At 41.9% G+C, this 20,061-nt stretch carries 17 protein-coding genes; 3 read left to right on the top strand and 14 right to left on the bottom strand.

The window, feature by feature from the left end; genetic code table 11:
* The first annotated feature begins 93 nt into the window (after positions 1-93).
* Positions 94-1,356, top strand: a complete 1,263-nt coding sequence (locus BLS32_RS16410; protein ID WP_091399032.1) for an asparagine synthetase B — start codon at positions 94-96, stop codon at positions 1,354-1,356.
* Positions 1,357-1,359: 3 nt separating this feature from the next.
* Here BLS32_RS16410 and BLS32_RS16405 read toward each other — a convergent pair whose 3' ends face one another.
* The 3 genes from BLS32_RS16405 to cphA all read right to left on the bottom strand — a co-directional run bounded on the left by BLS32_RS16405 (position 1,360) and on the right by cphA (position 7,508).
* Entirely contained in the window at positions 1,360-2,253 is an 894-nt protein-coding gene (locus BLS32_RS16405) for a bestrophin family protein (RefSeq protein WP_091398526.1), read from the bottom strand.
* Between the two features lie 246 nt (positions 2,254-2,499).
* Positions 2,500-4,632, bottom strand: a complete 2,133-nt coding sequence (locus BLS32_RS16400) for a S9 family peptidase (protein WP_091398522.1) — start codon at positions 4,630-4,632, stop codon at positions 2,500-2,502.
* A 251-nt stretch (positions 4,633-4,883) separates the two neighbouring features.
* Positions 4,884-7,508 (bottom strand): cyanophycin synthetase, encoded by a 2,625-nt coding sequence (gene cphA, locus BLS32_RS16395; protein ID WP_091398519.1) that lies wholly within the window; start codon positions 7,506-7,508, stop codon positions 4,884-4,886.
* Between the two features lie 340 nt (positions 7,509-7,848).
* On the opposite strand from cphA, the gene BLS32_RS16390 reads away from it, so the two are divergent.
* Complete coding sequence (locus BLS32_RS16390) at positions 7,849-8,748, top strand: cyanophycinase (protein WP_091398516.1); 900 nt, start codon at positions 7,849-7,851, stop codon at positions 8,746-8,748.
* A 9-nt stretch (positions 8,749-8,757) separates the two neighbouring features.
* A complete protein-coding gene (locus tag BLS32_RS16385; RefSeq protein WP_091398515.1) occupies positions 8,758-9,600 on the top strand; it encodes an isoaspartyl peptidase/L-asparaginase in 843 nt (280 codons plus the stop codon).
* 75 nt (positions 9,601-9,675) lie between these two features.
* Here BLS32_RS16385 and BLS32_RS16380 read toward each other — a convergent pair whose 3' ends face one another.
* The 11 genes from BLS32_RS16380 to thrS form a co-directional block, all read right to left on the bottom strand.
* Positions 9,676-10,515, bottom strand: a complete 840-nt coding sequence (locus tag BLS32_RS16380; protein WP_091398512.1) for an oxidoreductase — start codon at positions 10,513-10,515, stop codon at positions 9,676-9,678.
* A gap of 16 nt (positions 10,516-10,531) precedes the next feature.
* Complete coding sequence (locus tag BLS32_RS16375) at positions 10,532-11,371, bottom strand: oxidoreductase (protein WP_091398507.1); 840 nt, start codon at positions 11,369-11,371, stop codon at positions 10,532-10,534.
* Between the two features lie 84 nt (positions 11,372-11,455).
* Positions 11,456-12,358: a helix-turn-helix domain-containing protein gene (locus BLS32_RS16370; protein WP_091398504.1), complete on the bottom strand. Its 903-nt coding sequence runs from the start codon at positions 12,356-12,358 to the stop codon at positions 11,456-11,458.
* Between the two features lie 246 nt (positions 12,359-12,604).
* Entirely contained in the window at positions 12,605-13,039 is a 435-nt protein-coding gene (locus BLS32_RS16360) for a carboxymuconolactone decarboxylase family protein (protein ID WP_091398498.1), read from the bottom strand.
* 119 nt (positions 13,040-13,158) lie between these two features.
* Positions 13,159-13,731: a Crp/Fnr family transcriptional regulator gene (locus BLS32_RS16355; RefSeq protein WP_091398495.1), complete on the bottom strand. Its 573-nt coding sequence runs from the start codon at positions 13,729-13,731 to the stop codon at positions 13,159-13,161.
* A gap of 6 nt (positions 13,732-13,737) precedes the next feature.
* Positions 13,738-14,373, bottom strand: coding sequence for a hypothetical protein (locus BLS32_RS16350; protein ID WP_091398492.1), 636 nt, complete (start codon positions 14,371-14,373; stop codon positions 13,738-13,740).
* Between the two features lie 143 nt (positions 14,374-14,516).
* Entirely contained in the window at positions 14,517-15,452 is a 936-nt protein-coding gene (locus tag BLS32_RS16345) for a nuclear transport factor 2 family protein (protein ID WP_091398488.1), read from the bottom strand.
* A 537-nt stretch (positions 15,453-15,989) separates the two neighbouring features.
* A complete protein-coding gene (gene rplT, locus BLS32_RS16340; RefSeq protein WP_091398485.1) occupies positions 15,990-16,334 on the bottom strand; it encodes a 50S ribosomal protein L20 in 345 nt (114 codons plus the stop codon).
* Positions 16,335-16,468: 134 nt separating this feature from the next.
* Positions 16,469-16,666 carry a 50S ribosomal protein L35 gene (gene rpmI, locus BLS32_RS16335; RefSeq protein WP_091398482.1) on the bottom strand — a complete coding sequence of 66 codons (198 nt, stop codon included), beginning with the start codon at positions 16,664-16,666 and terminating at the stop codon, positions 16,469-16,471.
* A 153-nt stretch (positions 16,667-16,819) separates the two neighbouring features.
* Positions 16,820-17,377, bottom strand: a complete 558-nt coding sequence (gene infC, locus BLS32_RS16330) for a translation initiation factor IF-3 (RefSeq protein ID WP_174799822.1) — start codon at positions 17,375-17,377, stop codon at positions 16,820-16,822.
* Positions 17,378-17,394: 17 nt separating this feature from the next.
* Positions 17,395-19,341, bottom strand: a complete 1,947-nt coding sequence (gene thrS / locus BLS32_RS16325; RefSeq protein WP_091398476.1) for a threonine--tRNA ligase — start codon at positions 19,339-19,341, stop codon at positions 17,395-17,397.
* Positions 19,342-20,061: the final 720 nt, after the last annotated feature.

Here is a 20,061-nt window from a genome sequence, read left to right as displayed (position 1 = left end):
AGTAATAAATTTTTAACGATCTGCAGCAGTTTAATAGTTTTATTGGGAAACATTTTCATCGCAAATCTGTTATCTTTGGATAAAAATAAAAGAATGCTTTTTAAAAGAATCGTCGTTTTATTGGTTTTTGTATTTCCAATCCTGGCTAAGGCGAATTTTATTTTGCTGCCGATGGACGAAACCACCCAGCAAAACCACCTCAAAGCTTACGGAATCACCTATTGGTGCCTCGACAAAAAATTCAAGGCGAGCTGGCTGCTCAATTATCGCGGCGGTTCTTTTTTACTGCCCGATTCGCCCGAAATCCGGAAAGAATGCCAGATTCGCGGGGTCAGTTTTGAAGTACTTTCAGATTCACAGGCGCAGACGATCCTTGATGAAATTTCCAGCCCATCGCAAAATATGGAAACGGTGGTATTGGAAAAAGCGCCGAAAATTGCAGTTTACACGCCGAAAGGCAAACAACCCTGGGATGACGCGGTAACGTTGGTTTTAACCTATGCCGAAATTCCGTTTACGCCCATTTATGACGAAGAAGTGTTGACAGACCAGTTGCTGTTATATGACTGGCTGCATTTACACCACGAAGATTTTACTGGGCAATACGGCAAATTTTATGGTGCTTACCGAACGGCTCCGTGGTATATCGAACAGAAAAAAGATGCCGAGGCATTGGCAAAAAAACTCGGTTACAATAAAGTCTCAGAAGAAAAAGGCGCAGTCGCGAAAAAGATCCGGGACTTTGTCATTGGCGGCGGATTCATGTTTGCCATGTGCTCGGCGACCGATAGTTTCGATATTGCGCTTGCCGCAGATGGAGTCGACATTTGCGAACCGATGTTTGACGGCGATCCGAGCGAACCCAATTACCAATCTAAAATCGATTACACCAAATCATTTGCTTTCAAGAATTATACACTCGAAAGAAAACCGGAACGCTACGAGTTTTCAGACATCGACATGACCGAAAAACGCAAGATCCCAATGGAAAAAGATTATTTCACCTTAATGGAATTTTCTGCAAAATGGGATGTGATTCCAAGTATGTTATGCCAAAACCACACCCAATTGGTCAAAGGTTTTATGGGGCAAACGACTTCTTTCGAACGCGAACTCGTAAAATCAAATGTATTGGTTTTAGGCGAATGCCAACTCAACGGTGAAGCGCGTTACATCCACGGCCAGGTCGGAAAAGGTTTTTTTACGTTCTACGGCGGCCACGATCCCGAAGATTACCAGCACCGGGTGGGCGATGAGCCAACGGTTCTAGATCTGCACCCGAATTCTCCGGGTTACCGTTTGATTTTGAACAATATTTTGTTTCCGGCAGCAAGAAAGAAAAAACAGAAAACCTAAATTTTACATCAGATAAAAATTATCTGTTTTTAGCGGTTCTGGTTTTTGATCTTCATTCAGCAAATCCATGATATTAATTTCGATGGTTGTTGCGATTGAAGTCACAGAAATGTCTGTCGGCATGTCGTTAAACGGATCCTGTAAATGGCTTGCCGTTTTCTCAAGAAGAAAGAATGCCATCGAAATGACCAGCAGCAACGGAATTTCAAAATAGCTTTCGATGTCGCGCAATGAGATGGAAAGCGTGATGACAAACAGGTAAATGATCAGGTGCAGGAAATATTTGTAAGTCACCGGAAACACCGTGTTCTTGATTCTTTCTGCCATTCCCATTGAATTTGTGAGACTTACAATCGTATTGTTTAACTGAACTTGGCTGAACAGTTCTAATGTTGCATTTTTCCTAAGTTTTTCAATGTCCATCGCATTCAGCTGTAATATGGCAAGTGGTTTATTGCTGTGTTTTTTGATGGAATTTAGATCTTCCGCTGAAAAATATTTCTCAAGAGTTTGAAGCACATCCTGTCCTCGTAAATGTCGCCCAAGCGCATAGCACCACGCAATTTGGCGGTAAGCAATTTTCTTGATTGCTGCTTCTGCCGGAATTTCTACGAAAGATTGCAATTGTATGATTAGATTTCTGCTGTCATTTACAATCGAACCCCAGATTTTTCGCGCTTCCCACCATCTGTCGTACGACTGATTTAATTTAAACGATAAGATTACCGATATTGCAGTACCAATAAATGCCGGAATGGCAATTGGCATAATCGGGATCAGCATTTTAAATTCGTGTGTCAGATAGTATACGACAAGTCCGATGACAAAAACATATACGACTTCATACTTGATGGTTCTTAAAATATACGGTAGAGGGATTTTTTTGTTGAGTAGCATATTTTACAATTGTTGGACAAACATATATTTTAAGTGCAATCTTTGTGTTACATCGTAAATAGAATAAATTACAAATAAACAAAAAAGCCAATCTTTTACGACTGGCTCTTTTAGCCCTGATGGAAGCGGCACCCTTTTTTGAGGAACGAAAAAAAGATTACCCCACAAAATAATAATTTTGATTTTGTGCTCGGTCAGTTCGCTTTGCTCGAGTTAGCGGACAGCAGGAAATAGCTTCAAATAAAATTACTTATTGTTATCAATAATATAATTTAAAACCTTAGTCATCAAATGCACACGGTCTTTGCCAACAACATTGTGTTTGTGCATCGGATAAGGGAAAAAGTCGACTTGTTTTTCTGCTTCTACGAACTTTTTAACCAAGGCGAAATTTTGCTGCATCACGACCACATCGTCACTCGTTCCGTGAATTAAGAGCAGTTTTCCTTTTAAATCTTTGACATAATTCAGTGTACTGGCTTCATCAAAACCTTTTTGATTTTCTGCAGGCGTGTCCATGTAACGCTCACCATACATGACTTCATAGTATTTCCAGTCGGTTACCGGGCCGCCGGCAACACCTACTTTAAACGCATCAGGTTTTCTCAACATTAGTGAAGTAGTCATGAATCCGCCGAAACTCCAGCCGTGAACTGCCAATCGATTGCCGTCAACATAAGGCAATGATTTTAGATAATCCACACCTTTGATCTGGTCGTCCATTTCGTTGACACCCAATCTTCCATGGATGATGCTTTCGAATGCAAATCCGCGATTTCCCGAGCCACGGTTGTCGACTGTAAAGACAAGATAACCTTGCTCGGCCATCCAGTACATCCATAAATTGGCTCCGTCAAGGTAGGAATTCGTGATCATTTGTGCATGTGGACCGCCGTAAACATACACCATAACCGGATATTTTTTCGTCGGGTCAAAGTTGCTTGGCTTGATCAATCTCGTGTATAAATCGGTTTTTCCATCGGCAGATTTGATCGTTTTGACCTCGGCAGTTCCCATTTGGTAACCGTCATATTTGTTAGCACTGACGAGTAAAGTCTGTGCTTTTAAATTCTTGTCGTACAATAACGATTTTGAAGATGTTGTATGGTTTGAATATTCGTCAAATACCCAGTTTCCATCGGTACTCACTGCAACGGTATGTGTGCCTTCATCCTTGGTAATTAAAGTTTGCTTTCCTTTTAAATCCACTTTATATCCTAACATATTTGTCGGATTTGGGCCTGTTGCCGTAAAATAAACTTCTGTTCCGGCAGGATTTGCGCCTAAAATCTCATGTGCAACAAATTTGTTCTGTGTCAGTTGTTTGATGAGTTTTCCGTCAAGCGAATAGTAATATAAATTGTCGAATCCGTCTTTTTCACTGATCCAGATGAAATTGTTTGATTTAGAGTTTGGGAAAAACGCCGGATGTTCCGGTTCTACCCAATTGTCGTTTTTTTCTTCAAGAATCGTACGGACGAAAGCGCCCGTATTCGCATCGTACACATTTAAATGCATGTCGTTTTGCCCGCGGTTCAGTTCAGCGATCACTACAAATTTTTCATCTGGAGTCCAAGAAAGGTTCGTTAAGTAGTCATCAGCATTTCCTCTTGGCGCAATGAAAACTGTTTTTTTAGAAGCCAGGTTGTAAATCCCGACCCTTGGTTTTTCGCTTTTTTGCCCGATCATCGGATATTTGATATTTTCTAATTTTCCCGGAGTTTCATTGATGTCCAATAATGGATAATCGGCCACTTCGGTCTGGTCTTTTTGGTAAAAGGCTAAATAATTAGCTTTTGGCGACCAGAATGTTCCCACAGTAATCCCGAATTCGCTTCTTGCAAAAAACTGTCCTGAAACGATTGCTTCGTTGCTTTCATTGGTTACGGCGACTTTTTCTTTATTGGCATTTAAAATATACAGATTGTTTTTTTGGGTGTAAGCAATATTGTTTTTCTGATCATCAAATGCGGCGTTTTCTGCTTTTTCAGGGAGTTCAGAAATGAGTTTTCCAGCTTTTGTGGAAAGATTGTATTCGTAATATTTGTTGTCTTTGCTAACGATAAATGTATTTGCATCTTTCCATTCTAACCCGAAGAAGTTTTTAAAATCTGATGACAAGGCTTTGTTTAGATCTGCAAGTGTGACCAATTCGGTTGCTTTGGAATTTGCAGTGTTGGCCGTCATTAATTTCTTATACGAATCGGCAACATAAACATATTTGTTGGTGTTCGGTATCCATTGGAAACCCAATAATTTATCAGCCCGAAATAACCTGTTCTGCTGTAAAACGCCATCTTCTAGCGTGATTTTTTTGGTTTGCCCAAAGGTCGAAACCGCAATGAAAAAACTGAAAAACAGTACGATTTTTTTATTCATGTGTTTGGATTTAATTGAAAAACAAAAGTATTAAAAAAGGATCATGAAAACTGACTTTGTTGGTCTGTTAACATGATCCTTTGTTACAATCTCGTAAAATTATTGATTAGCTGTTTTAAATTTCAGCCGATTAAATTTTTTTATAAACCAGAAGGTATTAAGAAAGCATGAAGCCATTTGTCTTAATGTTCCTTCATTTCTTAATGGTTCAAACTTATTCTGACTATGAAATTTCCGATAATCAACAAAAATTAGACAATACCTTCCTCGTTTTCTTTATCTAAATATTCCTGTACGATTTCAATCGCGTTCGTCACCACATCGCTTAAAGCTACAATAAACGTACCTTCTTCTGCCGAATTGATCGCGTGTTTGATCGCTTCGACCTCTTTTGTAATGATTTCATGCGTCACGTTTCTTCCTGATTCTGCAATGCCTTCAAGGATTAAATCGATGATTTCCTGTTCGGTTCTTCCGCGCAAATGTTTTTCCTGGCGGATGATAATATGATCGAACATTCTTCCGGCGATTTTCGCACATTCTTTAATGTCTTCATCGCGTCGGTCGCCAACACCGGCAATAATCCCGATTTTTTTATTCGCATCGACACTGTTCAAAAAGTCCTCGACTCCTAAATATCCCGACGGATTGTGGGCAAAATCGATCAGTACTTTAAAGCGCTTGAAGTCGAAAATGTTCATTCTTCCAGGCGTTTGCGCGACACTCGGAATAAAAGTCTGTAAGGACAAGCTGATGTCTTCTGTTTTGAATCCCCATAAATAAGCGGCCAAGGTTGCGGCGAGCGCATTTGCGATCATGAATTTTGCTTTTCCGCCTAAAGTCAGCGGCACATGCGTCGCCCTTTCCACACGGATTTTCCATTCGCCTTTTTTAACGGTAATGAAACCATTTTCATAAACGGCGACAATTTTTCCTTCTTTGCTCAGTTTTTTAATCAGCGGATTTTCTTCATCCATGCTGAAATACGCCACATTGCAACTGAGTTCAGATGCGATTTTGACGCATTGCTCATCTTCAGCATTTAAAATCGCCCAGCCGTCTTTTTTGACGCTTTTTGCAACGGTGCTTTTGACACGTGCCAGATCGTCAAGTGTATGAATGTCGCTGATTCCCAAATGGTCTTCCTGAATATTGGTTACAACAGCAATATCGCAACGGCTAAAACCCAGACCAGAACGTAAAATTCCGCCACGGGCTGTTTCCAGAATTGCAAATTCCACTGTTGGATCTTTTAAAATGTATTCTGCACTTAATGGCCCTGTCGTGTCGCCTTTTTCCATCATGTGGTTCTGGATGTAAATTCCGTCAGATGTCGTAAAGCCCACTTTATAACCGTTGTTTTTTACAATATGGGCAAGCAATCGGGTAGTGGTCGTTTTTCCATTGGTTCCGGTTACCGCGATGATTGGGATGCGGCTTGGTTTTCCTGGCGGGTACAACATGTCGATTACCGGAGCGGCTACATTTCTCGGCAAACCTTCAGACGGCGCTAAGTGCATGCGGAAACCTGGGGCTGCGTTGACTTCCAAAATACAACCGCCGTTTTCTTTTAAAGGCTGCGTTAAATTTTCTGCCATGATGTCGACACCGCAAATATCGAGTCCGATGACACGCGAGATGCGTTCGGCTAGGAAAATATTTTCGGGGTGCATCATGTCGGTAACGTCGACAGAAGTTCCGCCGGTACTGAGATTGGCAGTTGATTTTAAATAAACAATCTCTCCGTTTTTAGGTACGGTTTCTAAAGTATAATTTAATTTTTCTAGTAAATCCAAGGTGTCGCGATCGACATCAATTTGAGTCAGGACATTTTCATGTCCGTAACCGCGTCGCGGATCGAGATTGACCGTGTCAATCAATTCCTGTAAAGCATGGGTTCCGTTTCCGACGACGTGTGCCGGAACGCGTTTCGCTGCTGCAACGAGTTTGTTGTCGATAACCAAAACCCGAAAATCAAAACCGGTGATGAATTTTTCGACGATGACGCGGCGGCTGTACGTTTTTGCGTAAGCCAATCCTGCAACGGCATCTTCCCAGTTCAATACATTAATAGAAGCGCCTTTTCCGTGGTTTCCGTCGAGCGGTTTGATTACAATTGGATAACCGATTTTGTCAACAACTGTTTTCAAATCTTCTTCTTCCATACAAATGCCACCACTGGCAACGGGAATAGAAGCGTTATCGAGCATGCGTTTGGTTTCTTCCTTATTACACGCAATATCGACTGCAATGTTGCTCGTTTTACACGTAATGGTCGCCTGAAAACGCATTTGATTGACGCCATATCCGAGTTGTACGAGTGAATTCGTTCCGAGGCGAATCCACGGAATATCTCGGGCAACGGCTTCTTCAACGATACTTCCCGTGCTTGGCCCAAGCCTTACGCGTTCTCGGATTTCGCGCATTTTCTGGATGTCGCCTTCAAGATCATAATCTGTTCCGGCGATTAAAGCTTCGGCGATATTTACAGCACTTTCGGCTGCGAAAAGCCCGACATTTTCTTCGGTATAACTAAAAACAACGTTGTAAATTCCGGGCGTTTTGGTTTCGCGGGTGCGTCCGAAACCAGTTTCCATTCCGGCAAGTGTCTGGATTTCAAGGGCGATGTGCTCGATCACATGTCCCATCCAGGTGCCTTGCTCAACGCGCATGAAAAACCCACCGTCGACGCCTTCGGAGCAACGATGCTCGTACATGGTAGGAAACATCGCCATGATGCGCCCTTGAAAACCGTCGATTTTATTGGTTGGAAATTGCTCCATTTCTTCGAGATCCAAACGCATCTGGATTAATTTTTTTCTTTGGACACTCCAGATATTCGGGCCGCGAAGCGCCTGCACTTTTAAGATTTTCATAGACGAAGTAATGTTTGTTTATTTGATAGCAGTTTTGTTAAAAAGAAAAGGTATTGATTTTACTAAAGTAAATTTTTCCAGCAGGTTTTCAAAATTTATTTGATTTATTTGAGGTTTTTCTTTTTTGGAACCTGATTTTCAGTCGGGAATTGTTGTGATGGAAACGAAGCTCTTGTTATTTAGCCCCGATAGCAGTGGAAATCCTTAGCTATTAAATGCTAATTTAATAGCTAAGATTGCAACGGATAGCGGGACAAAAGTTCCTTTAACGCCCGAATTTTCTGCTTCTAAAAAACATAAATACGTTTGGTTTATTTTAATTTTTGGTTATTTTTACCAGATGAACATACGAGGAAAATTAATCATTATAGGCGGCGCCGTTGACAAAGGGAGTTTTACTGAAACGAACCTGGATGCCAATGTAGCCAATAATCTGAACTTTTTTGAAACCGGAATTCTGAAACGGATCCTGAACGAGTCCAAGAATAAAATCGATTCGCGAATTGAAGTCATTACGACGGCTTCGAAAATTCCGCGTGAAATCGGACCAGAATACGTAAAAGCATTTAATTATCTGGGCGCGAAAAATGTGGACGTTTTGCATATCGAAAAGCGAGAACAGGCAACGAGCCAGGAAGTGCTAGATCGTGTAAAAGCAGCTGATGTATTGATTTTTACCGGCGGCGATCAGTTGAGGCTGACATCCATTTTAGGCGGAACGGAATTTCACGACCTGATCCTCGACAAATACCACAATGAAGACTTTATATATGCCGGAACTTCTGCGGGAGCCGCGGCGGCGTCGAACACGATGATTTACCAGGGCAGCAGTTCTGAAGCTTTGCTGAAAGGTGAAGTGAAAATTACGAGTGGACTCGGACTCATTGACGGCGTGATCATCGACACGCATTTTGTGCAGCGCGGCAGGATCGGAAGATTGTTCCAGGCTGTTGTTGGAAACCCAAAAGTTTTGGGAATCGGGCTTGGGGAAGACACCGGTTTGCTGATTACCAACAATGAAAAAATGGAAGCAATTGGTTCTGGGCTTGTGATTTTGGTGGATGGGCGTGAAATTAAAGATACGAATTTAACGCAGGTTGAAATGGGCCAGCCAATCTCGATCAACCATTTGGTCACGCATGTGATGAGCAAATACGACACTTTCGATTTGAAAACACACAAAATGAACATCCAGTCGTCGCAATATGCAGATGAATTAAAAATGCTTTCAGACGACTAAAATCCACACATGAAAATTATCATTCACGGCGGTTTCTTTTCGGAATCATCGACCAACCACGAAACGAAAGTCGCCAAACAACAGGCTTTGCTTAGAATTGTTAAGAATTCGTACGACTTTTTACAGCATCATTCGGCTTTGGAAACGGTGGTTCATGCCGTTACTTTATTGGAAGATGACGAATTGTTCAATGCCGGAACCGGTTCGCAAATTCAAAGCGACGGGAAAATCCGGATGAGCGCATCGTTAATGGACGGCTCGACCCAAAAAATGAGCGGTGTCATTAATATAGAAGAAGTCAAAAATCCTATTCAGGTGGCGCAATTGCTGATGGACAGCGAAGATAAGGTTTTGGGCGGCGATGGTGCAACCGATTTTGCACGCAAATTGGGTTTTGAGGTTTTTTCGACTGAAATTCCGCAACGCCGTGCAGAATACGTGGCCAAGAAAGCACCAACTGGAACCGGAACAGTAGGCTGTGTCGCATTAGATACACACGGAAAAATAGCGGTTGCGACTTCAACCGGCGGAAAAGGTTTTGAAATTCCGGGGCGCGTTTCCGATTCGGCTACTGTAGCCGGAAATTATGCCAATCATTTTTGCGGCGTCAGTTTAACCGGTGTCGGCGAAGACATTGTCAGCGGCGCTGTCGCAGCAAAAATTGTCACGCGTGTCACCGATGGCTTTACCATTGAAAAAGCATTTGAGAAGACTTTTGAGGAATTAAAGCCTTTTGATGGTTTTGCCGGAGCAATCGCGATTGATTCCCATGGAAATATCTTTCATCAGGATTCGCATCCGAGTATGGTATTTGCGAGTTTTGATGGGGAAAAAGAAGAAGTTTTCGAATAACAAAATATCTGTATAAATAAAAAAGCTACAGTTTCATATAGTTGATTCTGTAGCTTTTTGGTTTGTTAGAAGAATTTAAAAATCGGTATTTACAGTCACCGATTTCCATACTTCGAGCTCGTTCATCACATTTTCGGCTTTGGTTTTCGCCAATCCATACGCATCGCTTCCGAGGAATAAATGTACTGGCGGATTTTTTTCTCCAGCAATCTGAATGATCGCTGCCGCGCCTTTTTCAGGATCTCCGGGTTGGTTGTTGTTGATTTGCTGCTGGTGTAATTCCTGTGATTCGCGTGTTGATTTGTAATCGTCAAGCGGATTTTGCGGCGTGGACAACGAACCCGATGTCAGGAAATTGGTTCTGAAATAACCGGGAAGTACTGCGGTGACGTTGATCCCGAAATCTTTGAGTTCGATCGCCATCGCTTCAGAAAATCCGACGACTGCAAATTTAGTGGCGCAGTAAATCCCGAATCCCGGAAAATCTCCCAAATAACCACCGATTGATGCAATGTTGAAAATGTGTCCCGATTGTTGCCTGCGCATATGCGGTAACGCCTGACGAATAACATTTAATGATCCGAAGACATTGACGTCGAAATTTTGTCTTGCCTCCGCATCTGATAATTCTTCAACCGCGCCAAGCAAACCGTAACCGGCGTTATTGATAATGTTGTCGATTTTTCCGAAAGCAGCGATTGTTTCATCGATCGCTTTTTTGACATCGTTTTCATCGGTCAGGTTCATTTCTAGTGGAAGAAATTGATTAGACTTTGGTGAAATTTCACGTTCCAAATCAGATTTTCTTCTTGAAGTGGCTGCGACAAAATCGCCTTTTTCTAATAATTTTTTTGCCAATATTAATCCGAAACCTTGTGAAGCTCCGGTGATAAACCATACTTTTTTGTTGCTCATGATTGTTGTTTGAAAATTAATTGAAATCGGTTGAAATGGAAACGGCTTTCCAGTTTTGCAAGTCGTCACTCAGGATGCTGACTTTTTCTGTCGCGCGGTTGAAAGCATCGCTGCCCAGAAACAACCGGATCGGCGGATTCGGGTTTTTAACCAGGTCGATAAATACGGATGCGGCTTTGTCCGGATCGCCAATCTGCGCACCGTCGAAAGAAGCGTAGCGCTCGTGGGATTTTCTGATCTCTGTGTAATCTTCGATCGGATTTTGCGCGAGAACCAAAGATTCTGAACTCAGGAATTGCGTTCGGAAAGCGCCGGGTTCTACAACTGTAACGTGAATACCGAATTCTTTGACATCTTCTGCCAAAACTTCTGATAAGCCAACGACTGCAAATTTTACCGCCGCATAAACGGCCCAGCCGGTTGCTGCAGCAAATCCGGCAATCGACGAAATATTGATAATATGCCCGGAGCGCTGCGCCCGCAAATGCGGCATGACTGATTTGATGACTTTTAAGGTAGCGAAAACATTGACATCGAAACTCTGGCTGATTTCGGTTTCGCTGAGTTCTTCGATGGCGCCGCCAATTCCGTAACCGGCATTGTTGACAACGACATCAATTTTGCCGAAATGATTGACGGTTTGCTCGACTGAATTCCGGATGCTATTTTCATCAGATAAATCAGTTTGCAAAGCCAGGAAATCCTGATTTTGGAGTAAAACTTCCGGAAAATTTTTAGAATTTCGCGAAGTCGCTGCAACAGCATAACCTTCGTTAAGAAGTTTTGTTGCCAATGCGAGTCCGAGCCCTTTGGAAGCGCCGGTAATGAACCACGTTTTTTGATTGGAATGCTTCATGATTTAATGTTTTAAATGATGAAGCAAAGGTATGTTGGTTATGCAATGCTGAGATTGCGCGAATCAAACGGATGATTACGAAATTCAAACATTCCTAAAAAATGTAGGGGTTTGTGTGGTTTGTTTTTTAAAGAAGTTGTTGAAATGCGCCGCTTCGTCAAAACCGAGACAATACCCGATTTCGGAAATATTCCAGTCGGTGTGTTTTAGTAAGGCTTTGGCTTCTGAAACCAATCTTTCCGTAATGTAATCGGTCGTGGTTTTTCCGGTGGTTTCACGAATGGCACGGTTCAAATGATTCACGTGAACGGAAAGCTGCTGTGCAAAATCTTTGGCCGAACGCAAGGTAAAACGTTGTCCCGGCGTTTCAATTGGAAACTGCCTTTCTAGCAATTCCCTGAATACGGAAGTAATTCGGGAGTTGGCATCAGGATGTTGGTAAAGAGTTTCTGAAGGCTGTTGCTTTAGCGCGTAATGCGTAAGTTCAGTTGTATAATTGTGCAACAAGTCATATTTATAAACATAATCAGAACTGATCTCTTCGAGCATTTTGTTGAAAATTGCAGCGACATCAGCATCTTGAGCATCATTTAAAACATAGCTTGGTTTTCCGCCTGGCGCAAACATGGGAAGTTCGCTGAGGCTGGTTTTGATCTTTTCGGTGAAGAACGATTCTGTAAAAATGCAGAAATATCCGGTGACATTTTCGGATAATGATTCCCAGGTATATGGAACCTGTGGATTGAAAAACAATAAAGTCGAACCGGAAATCTCGATGCTTTTATCGGCATAATGGTAGTGGTTTTTGCCGCGAATGAGCAGGACTTTGTAATAATCGCGACGGCTGTAAGTGATGCTGCTTCCTTCTTTTTGGAGGCAGTCTTCGAGTCGGAACACGTTAAAATGGCCCACGCCGGGATGCAAACCTTCGGGTTGGTTGAGTTGCTTTTGGGTGTAAAAATCCTGTAAAGTTTCGGTTTTGCTCATGGGGCAAAGTTATGAAATTCAAACAAACAAAAATAAATTTAATTGAAGCGGTTTATTTGTTGATTGCTGTTTCAGAATTTCTTTTTTGGATTTTTGCTGCCGTCCGCGTTAAGGATTGCAGCGCAAATCCTTTTAGACGCAACGCAGTGAAGTTTAAAAGATTGCAGCGAAAAGTCTGGCCGAAGGCAACGCCCATAAAAAAACCACCGCTTTCACGATGGTTCTTCAAACAAATTAAATTTAAAATCAGGCAACGCGCAATCCGGTCGTGATCGCGAAACGGTTCCAGGTGTTGATCGTGATAATCGCCATGATGATTTCGGCGAGGTATTTTTCGTCAAAAAGATTGGCTGCACTCGCGTAAGTTTCGTTTGAAACGTGGTTGCTGATTAAGGTTACTTCTTCGGTCAGGGCGAGGATTGCTTTTTCCTGTTCGCTGTAAAAATCGGTTTCACGCCAGGCGCTGATCAGGTAAATATGCCTTTCGGTCATACCGATTTTCCGGGCATCGGCAGTGTGCATGTTGATGCAGAACGCACAGCCGTTGATTTGGGATGCACGGATTTTGATTAGTTCTTTGTGGATTGGATCCAGACCTGTTGTGCCAATGTATTTTTCAAGATTCATCAGAGCAGTATACGCTTCGGGAGCTACTTTTGAAAAATTGATTCTGGTTTGCATTTTCGTTGTTTTTTAAAGTTGGAACAAAGTTCTTGTATTAAGCTTTAAAAAAACTTGAAGTAGTTTAAGAAGTTGCTGAGTCGCAAAGTTGCAAGGTCCTGAGTTGATTTTGATTGTAGTCAGACTTTGCCGGCGCGGATTTTACTAAGGAATTCCGGGGAGAAATCAAGGTAAGAAGCGAGCATGTACTGCGGAATACGCTGGGTGAATTCAGGAAATGAATCATTGAAAAAATGGTAGCGTTCTTCGGCGCTTTGGGTATACAGGTATTTGATGCGCATTTGTGAGGCACCGAATGCTTTTTGGAGTACCAGTCGAAAATAGCGCTCGAGTTTGGGGACTTTTACGAGCAAGTCCTCCATGTCTATTTTTTCGATAGCGATGATTTCAGAATTTTCTATGGCCTGGATGTAGAAATCCGAAGGGCGTTCGTTGTGGTAACTCAGGAAATCGCTGAGCCACCAGTTTTCGATCCCGAATTGGGTCGTTTGCTCGTTGCCTTTGTCATTGATGATGAAATTGCGGCAGCAGCCTTTGATGATGAAATATTGGTGGTGGCAGATTTGTCCGGCATGGAGCAGGTTTTCTTTCTTTTTGAGGGTCTTGAATTGGAGCGCGTCTCGCAGCAATTGGGTTTCATTTTCGTCGAGGGAAATGAATTTTTCGATGTGATTGATTAGCGGTATATACATCGGAATTTATTTTTTAGGATCGTTTTTTTGATTGAGCATTTCGTTGAGTTGCTTAAGCACATCAAGCAACAGCACCGCTTTTTCCTGATGGTCGATGGCAAGGACGAGTTTTTGCTGTTCCCAGTTGGCCGAATCATTTTCACGAACCATGATTACAATGTTCAGGAAAGCAAAGTCGCCTGTACGGTAAGAAACAGGTTGAAAAGCAAAAACCTTTGAAAGATCGTAAGTTTTTGAGGTTCCAATGGTTTTGTTATCATTTGGATTGATTTCGGAAAGTACCAAAAGATTGCTGTCAAAAAGCACCTGGATGGGATTTTTTGATTTTTTCAGGTGTGCATTGGTTTGTAATAGTGTGGTTGCTTTAAGCTTCAGTTCCTCTTCAGTCAATTCGGGATGAAGGATTTTTTCTTTTTTTCCGTTTCCAAACCAGATTTCCTCGATATCGCTTTTGGCGAAATAAAAGGCGTTTGGTGATTCCGGAGTGGGTTTAAAATGCACGGATTCATCGTTAATATTTAAAATCTGTACGCGTTTTAAGGAGCCGCTTTTTAGTTTTAAAGTATCTTGTGCCGAAGCAGAAAGCGCTACAAGCGATAACAAAGCAAAACCCATTTTTGAAAGCAGTTTTCGAAAGGTCATTTTACGGATATAATTTTGTCTAAAATTAGCAATAATCCTTTATCCGTGATACTTTTTTTGTTTCGATGATCTAAAGTTTTTTAGAAAAGCGCTAAACAAAGCAGCGGCAATTATGTTTGTCGCTGCTATTTATTTTATAAATTTTAGTCTAATAATTTCGAATCATAATACGCCGTTTCAGACGTGATTTTGCCGTCTTTGTTGAATTCATCTGAAAGATGGATTGGAAAAACAATGGTTTTTTTATCGGATTTCCGGATCAGGTTAAAGTTCCACCATGACAATACCGTGCGGCCATCACCAAGCTCATAATGCAGGTAATCCGGATAACCAACGATGTCGATGCTGCTGATCTCAAATTTTTCAAGTATCTTTTTGTCCATGGCTTTTTGCTCTTCAAGGGAAATCCCGTTTTTGCTGAAATCGCCTAAGGAAAAGAAACGCGCATCGTCGGCATAAAAGCTGTAAGATTTTGCGTAGTCTTTATTTTCAAGGGCATAGACCATTTTTTTGACCGTATTGATGTATTCGTGGTGGTTGTAAATCGTGCCGTTGGTGCGGTCGCTGTAGCTTTGCCTGATTTCTGTAATTACGTTCGAATCCATGTAATCGATGGCCATTTTGATCTTGTTGTCTTTGTCGACTACGAAAGAGCGGTGCAGCGGCATTTCTACTTTTACGCCGGTGGCTTTGTGTACGCCTTTGAGCTTGTCCCAGCTAAGCACCCAGATCACGTTTTTGTCGTTGTCTTTTTTGTATTCCAACGCATCGGGATAGGCTTCTCCCCAGGGTGTGATCGAGTAATAGTCGAGTTGGTCGTGCCAGGCTTTTGCCATTTGCAGATAAGCTGCTTTGTCGTCGCCTTTGTCGGTGATTTTGCCGCTGACGCCATTGTAAGATCTGAAATCATCTGAAAGGTATGTGGCGAGCTTTTGCACATCACCGGCGACAAACGCTTTGGTCATGTTTTCTACGACGGCAATAGCCGGATGTTCGATGTAAATGGTGCCGTTGGTCTTTTTTTGTGCATTGCAAACAAAAGCCGCAAACAATACTGCGATAAGGAATAATTTTTTCATGGGTTTGTTATTTAAAGGTTATAAAGATGTTTTAATTGTCAATTTGGTTGGGGCGGAACTTGGCAATTGAACTTTGATAAATTCATTTGCCAAAAGGCTGTAGGATTTTTTGACTGTTTATAACCAAGCGCAATGCGTTGCAACGAGTAGTCGTGACAATGATAATATTCTTTTACGATCGGATTTTATAGGCCATGAAGCTTTGGGAATGAACTGATATCTCGATAATACCAAAGCAGGCGGGAAGTTTTTGCAAATCTGGGGTTAGCAGGTTGTTAAAGATAACAAAATATTTTTAATATGCTGAAAAACAATGAGATAAAGTTGAAAGGCATCAGGCAAAAGGTCAATGTATAAAGTTTCATGTTTGGCGCGTTAGGGATGGAAGCGGCATCCTTTTACGTCGCAGCGCAGCGGAGCCGTAAAAGATAGAGCGGATAGCCCGGCCAAAGGCAACGCCCAAAAAATAGGCATAAAAAAACCCGCTCTTTCGAACGGGTTTCCTATGTAAGTAAGTTAAATGTAGTTGATAAAACGTTATTTTACTTTGTTAAGTACGGCTTTGAAAGCTTCCGGGTGGTTCATCGCGAGATCGGCAAGAACTTTACGGTTCAATTCGATTCCATTAGATTTCACTTTCCCCATGAACTGTGAGTAAGACATTCCTTCGAGACGTGCTCCTGCGTTGATACGCTGAATCCACAGTGCGCGGAAGTTTCTCTTGTTCTGCTTTCTGTCGCGGTAAGCGTAAACCATCGCTTTTTCCACGGCATTTTTAGCTACCGTCCAAACGTTTTTTCTACGGCCAAAGAAACCTTTGGCTTGCTTCATTATTTTTTTTCTTCTTGCTCTTTTAGCAACTGAATTTACTGATCTTGGCATAATTTGCTGATTTTTTGTAGCAGGCGTCCCGAATTAAATCAAGGGAACTTAATGCCGTACTCCAAGGTTATTAAATAATTTGTAACCTAAAGAATTAGAACTTTCGCTCTGTTTCAAACACCAATTGCTTGGTATTAGATAATCCTTAATTGTTGTTTGATGCTTTTCTCATCTGTTTTGTGAACGAGTGTTGAATGTGTCAACGCGAGTTTACGTTTTTTAGATTTCTTAGTCAAAATGTGACTTTTAAAAGCATGTTTTCTTTTAATCTTTCCTGAGCCGGTAACTTTGAAACGTTTCTTGGCGCTGGATTTGGTTTTCATTTTAGGCATCTTGTCCTGAATTTATTTAATTTAACTTACTTACATTTTTATTAGGAGCTAATCCGGCTTTTCGCGGCAATCTTTTGTTTCGTAAACTCCACAAAAGGATTTCTGCTGCAATCCGGGCTAGGGCAGTTCGTTATGAATTTGCCTTTTGGCTCACTATTTCTTCTTCTTCGGCGCAATGAAAATAATCATCCGCTTTCCTTCGAGAACCGGCATCGATTCTACTTTTCCGAATTCTTCCAGATCAGTCGCCAATCTCAACAATAAGATTTGTCCCTGGTCTTTATAAATGATCGAACGTCCTTTGAAGAATACGAAAGCTTTTAATTTCGAACCTTCTTTAAGGAATTTCTCTGCATTTTTTCTTTTAAATTCATAATCATGTTCGTCGGTCTGAGGTCCAAAACGGATCTCTTTTACAACGACCTGAGTAGATTTTGCCTTTAATGCCTTGTCGCGTTTCTTTTGCTCGTACACGAATTTTTTATAATCCATGATCTTACAAACCGGCGGATCGGCGTTTGGCGAAATTTCAACTAAATCCAGTTCAAATTCGTCTGCAAGGCGCAAAGCTTCCGAAAGCTTGAAAAGTCCCGGCTCAATGTTCTCGCCAACAAGCCTCACTTCCTGGACACCACGAATGTGCTGGTTGATCCTGTGTGCGTCTTTTTTTTCTACTCTGGGTTGGTAACCCTTGTTGCTTCTTATTGCTATGACTTTATTATTTTAAGTTAAACGTTAAATGTTTTTAATGTTTTGCTGATTTCTTCATTGACCAGCGCTGCAAATTCGTCGATTGAAACGGTGATATTGCCTTTTCCTTCCTGGCCGTGGCGTCGTACGGAAATGGTGCCGTTTTTCTCTTCTTCCTCGCCAATGATCAGCATAAACGGGTATTTCTGTGTTTCAGCTTCCCTGATTTTCCTGCCGATTGTCTCGTTGCGGTTGTCAATTAGGGCGCGAATTTCGTGATTTTCCAGCAATTCTAAAACTTTTTTGGCATAATTTTCATATTTCTCGCTCAAAGACAAGATTATAGCCTGTTCCGGCATCAGCCAAAGTGGGAAATTTCCTGCTGTATGTTCGAGCAAAATCGCGATAAAACGTTCCATCGAGCCAAACGGCGCGCGGTGAATCATCACTGGACGGTGCAATTCGTTGTCCGACCCTTTATAAGTCAAGTCAAAACGCTCCGGCAAATTGTAATCCACCTGAATCGTTCCGAGTTGCCATTGTCTGCCGAGTGCATCTTTGACCATGAAATCGAGTTTCGGGCCGTAGAATGCCGCTTCGCCATATTCAACAACCGTGTTCAATCCTTTATCGGCTGCAGCGCTGATGATCGCGTTCTCTGCTTTCTCCCAATTTTCATCTGAACCAATATACTTTTCGCGATTTTCCTGATCTCTCAAAGAAATCTGAGCCGTGAAATTCTCAAATCCCAACGATCCGAATACATATAGTACAAGGTCGATTACTTTTTTAAATTCTTCATCCAATTGGTCCGGCGTACAAAAAATATGCGCGTCATCCTGAGTAAATCCGCGAACGCGCGTCAAACCATGCAATTCGCCCGATTGTTCGTATCGGTAAACCGTTCCAAATTCGGCGTAACGCTTCGGTAAATCTTTATACGACCACGGACGCACGTTGTAAATCTCGCAGTGGTGCGGGCAGTTCATCGGTTTTAATAAAAATTCCTCGCCTTCAGCCGGAGTTAAAATTGGCTGGAAACTATCGGCGCCGTATTTTTCATAATGGCCAGAAGTTACATATAGTTCTTTTTGCCCGATATGCGGCGTTACCACTTGCTCGTATCCGGCTTTTTTCTGCGCTTTTTTCAAAAACTGCTCCAATCGGTCACGCAAAGCAGCGCCTTTCGGCAGCCACAATGGCAAACCTTGTCCGACTTTTTGTGAAAACGCAAACAACTCCAATTCTTTTCCGAGTTTTCTGTGGTCGCGGCGTTTCGCTTCTTCCAATAACTCAAGATATTCAGTCAGGTCTTTTTGTTTTGGGAACGAAATGCCGTACACCCGAGTCAACTGCTTGTTTTTCTCATCACCGCGCCAGTACGCTCCGGCCACGCTCATGATTTTCATCGCTTTGATGATTCCGGTATTCGGAATGTGTCCGCCGCGGCATAAATCAAAGAAATCGGCGTGGTCGCAAAACGTGATCGTTCCGTCTTCGAGATTCGAGATCAGTTCGGTTTTGTATTCGTTGTCCTTATATACTTCGAGCGCTTCGGCTTTCGAAACCGGGCGCATCGTAAATTCATATTTGCCTCTTGAAATCTCGAGCACGCGGTCTTCGATCTTTTTAAAATCGGCTTCAGTGATTTTCTGATCGCCAAAATCCACGTCATAATAGAAACCGTTGTCAATCGCCGGCCCTAAGGTCAGTTTGATTCCAGGATACAATTCCTCCAAAGCCTGTGCCATGACGTGCGAAGTCGAATGCCAAAACGCTTTCTTACCGTTTTTGTCATTCCACGTATATAATATAAGAGAACCATCGGTCGTCAAAGGCGTCGTCGTTTCAACGGTCGTGTCATTAAAGGAAGCCGAAATCACGTTTCTGGCCAGGCCTTCGCTAATACTCATTGCAACATCCATCGGCGAAACGCCATTGGAAAACTCCTTTACGGAACCATCTGGTAGTGTAATCTTAATCATTGTTCAAAATTTATGAGCGCAAATATAGCGGATTCGCAAAACACATACAATATATATATAGTGTATAATTTGAATTTTGGGTTTGTTTTGGGATTTGGGAGTTGCTTTCTTTAGAATTTGGATCTATTTCCCGCTTTGCGCTACAATCTTTTTTATAGATTTTCCTTCCGCTGCGCTACAGTAAACCCATAAAAAAGGATTTCCGCTTCAATCGGGGCTAGGGGCATTGTGTTCAAAATGGGCATCTTGGTAAACCGAAGCAAAAACCTTCAAAAAAACTTTCGCCTTCAAAAAACTACCTTCCAGCGAGTTACATAATTTCAACAAAAAACTATCAAATTAAATGCTCAAAAAGTTTGGAAAAGTCAAATGAATGCCTACTTTTGCACCCGCATTGACAAAGACGTTCTTACTTATTTACTGAAAGGCAGACTGGAAAAAAAGTTTACAAAAACTTTACAAAAGGTTTGCAGAAAAGGAAAAAGTAATTATCTTTGCCACCCGGTTCGAGAGATCGAAAAGGGAGCAAGTTCTTAGAAAGATTGTGATACAAGTTCAGCGGAAATAAAATTCAAAAATTATTTCAAAAAAGACTTGCACAGGAAAAAAGAAGTTGTACTTTTGCACCCGCTTTGAGAGACAAACGAAAGTGAGTTTGATAAGCGAAAAGAAAGATAAGACACGTTCATAGACATATTGAATTGACAGCCGTTTTGAAAG

This window comes from Flavobacterium noncentrifugens (assembly GCF_900100375.1).
In the GTDB taxonomy this organism is placed as follows: domain Bacteria; phylum Bacteroidota; class Bacteroidia; order Flavobacteriales; family Flavobacteriaceae; genus Flavobacterium; species Flavobacterium noncentrifugens.
Note: the sequence above shows the minus strand (reverse complement) of the source record. Positions and strands in the feature narration are given on the sequence as shown.